Source organism: Escherichia sp. KCJ4928 (genome assembly GCF_004352695.1).
Lineage (GTDB): Bacteria > Pseudomonadota > Gammaproteobacteria > Enterobacterales > Enterobacteriaceae > ECMA0423.
In genome coordinates this window covers 1-1,762 of sequence record NZ_SJWV01000366.1, presented here as the reverse complement: position 1 = coordinate 1,762, position 1,762 = coordinate 1, and the positions used below count along the sequence as shown (strand labels likewise).

Here is a 1,762-nt window from a genome sequence, read left to right as displayed (position 1 = left end):
GGCGGCGGGTTGTTCCGGTCTGTCGGCCCGGGGGGCTTCAGCTTTTGCCGTGACCGGCGCTTCCGGATGCGGTGTTTCAGCCGTACTGCCTGCTGTTTGTTCAGCCTCTGCCTTCGGTGACACAGGGGGAGCCGGTTGGGCCATTGTTGTCTCTTCCGGTGACTGGCGGTTGAGTTCCGGCGTGGGTCTGTGGGTGACAATGGCATCATGCGCCATCTCTTTTTCCTTGCGGAGTTTTTCCAGTGCTGCCCGCTGGGCCGGGAGTTTCATGCGAACCTTGATGTCGTATTCGACAATCAGCTGCATGGCTTTTTGCTTAAAGGCATCACTGCCGGTCAGCTCGATAACGCCGCCATAGAAGTTGGTGGCCACAGCAAGGGCAGCCAGGACCTTTTTGTCATCAGCACTGGCACCATCCACCATTTCCAGACGGTTGAGTTTATCCAGGAATGCCGGTTCGCCGTCGACGCGGTAGAGCGCAGTATTGTCGGGTAACTCTTCGTGCTCAAGATTTTTAATAATCTCGTCCAGGTTGTGCCGCTGCGGACTGTTGGGCCGGCGGGGCGCAAAGATAATCGTGTCCGGTTCTGCTGACGATGTGTCTTCCGGGCTGGTTTCAGGTGGTGACGGTGGTGCTGCGGCCTCTGTCGCAGTTTCGGCCTCCGTAAGCGTGTTCTCCTGAATAACGGGAGGTTCGGCGGTACGTGATTTTCCACCGGTCAGAAAACGGCGCAGGCGGCTGAAAAGCGATGCTGTTTCAGGGCGGGCTGTTTCATTCGCTGTGCTGGTCTCAGTGGCAGACACTGGACGCTCTTCCTTCGGTTTATCTTCTGCCGTTGGTTCAGGGGTTGCCTGCTGTACGGGCTGAATTTCTGCAGGTTCAGAAGGTGAGGCTGTTTCTGCTGTATCGGTGTGGTGAGCTGTGGTCATCACAGTAACATCAGCATTGAGGTCTTCCGCAACTGTGTTCAGGTCGTTATCGATAGCGGCAGCGGCACTCTCTTCACCTGTATCAGTGGCAGACATAACGCCCTCTTCCTGAGGTTTATTTTCTTCCGTTGGTTCAGGGGTTGCCTGTTGAACCGGCTGCATCCCGGCAGGTTCAGAAAGTGTCTTTGTCTCCGCGTTGTCGGTGCTGTGAACAGTGGCATTCCCCGGAGCATCAGCATTGAGGTCTTCCGCAAATGCGCTCCAGTCGTCAGCGCTGCCCATGGAGACCTGCTGTTGTTCTTCAGGTTGCGTTGTGGCGGTGTGCTGTGTCCCGGTTGCGTCGGAGACGGATGTTTCCGGTGTGTCGTTACTCCGGAGGGCAGTGGTGGCGGAAGAGGTGTTCTCTGCGTCGTTATCAGTAGCAGACACTACGTTCTCCAGTGGTTTATCTTTAGCCGATGGTTCAGGACTGGCCTGCTGCACTGGCTGAATCTCTGCAGGTTCAGAAGGTGAATCTGTTTCTGCTGTGCCGGTGTCGTGAGCCGTGGTCGTAACTGTAACCGTGGCGTCAGCATTGGGTTCTTGTGCTAATACATTCCGGTCGTCAGCGGTGGCGGCAGAGGTATTCTTTGCGTTGCTGTCAATGGCAGAAACAGCATTCACCTGCGGTTCATTCGGGGAGGTTGTCCCGGCAGTTACCGACTGCAGGGATGCATATGCTGCATAGTCATCTTCATATGCCTGATTGTCTGTCTCTTCTGCAGGGATGTCATAAGGATGATTCTGTTCCGACACTGCCGGTTCAGGGGCTGTGCTCTGTCTGTTTTCAGGG

1 protein-coding gene is annotated in these 1,762 nt (G+C 55.8%); it reads right to left on the bottom strand.

Translation table 11 applies throughout. The features are described from left to right. Window positions 1–1,762, bottom strand: a 1,762-nt coding sequence (locus E0D98_RS23870; RefSeq protein ID WP_346655063.1) for an LPD7 domain-containing protein, incomplete at both ends; no start/stop codon positions are given.